A 310-nucleotide genomic window follows, 5' to 3' on the forward strand; every position below is an offset into this window, starting at 1 on the left:
TTATATTCTGTCATAATTGTATTCCCTCCTTCATTACATTATAGTAAAATGGAGTTATTTTATATTTTGAATTCCATTCACTTAATGAATAAACCATTGGGCTTATTACTTCTCCTAATTCAATTTCTAAATCGTAGAGCGGGTAAGTAACTGATTCTTCAATTTCTGGTGTTATTTTTTCCTTGTTTAGTAGAATTAACAAATCCCAATCGGAGTCATCACGAGCAATTCCTTTGGCTCTTGAACCATACAATATTATCTGTGCATCAGGAAATTTTCCTTTTACAGTATTCTTTATGTCAGATAATAT

Annotated in this window: 1 protein-coding gene; it reads right to left on the reverse strand. The window is 30.3% G+C overall.

The genetic code is table 11. The features are described from left to right. Positions 1-10: 10 nt before the first annotated feature. A partial coding sequence (locus tag ACRD62_RS22565) for a nucleotidyltransferase domain-containing protein (RefSeq protein ID WP_430822338.1) occupies positions 11-310 on the reverse strand: 300 nt, incomplete at its 5' end.

It is taken from the genome of Carboxylicivirga caseinilyticus (assembly GCF_050589785.1).
GTDB lineage: Bacteria > Bacteroidota > Bacteroidia > Bacteroidales > Marinilabiliaceae > Carboxylicivirga > Carboxylicivirga caseinilyticus.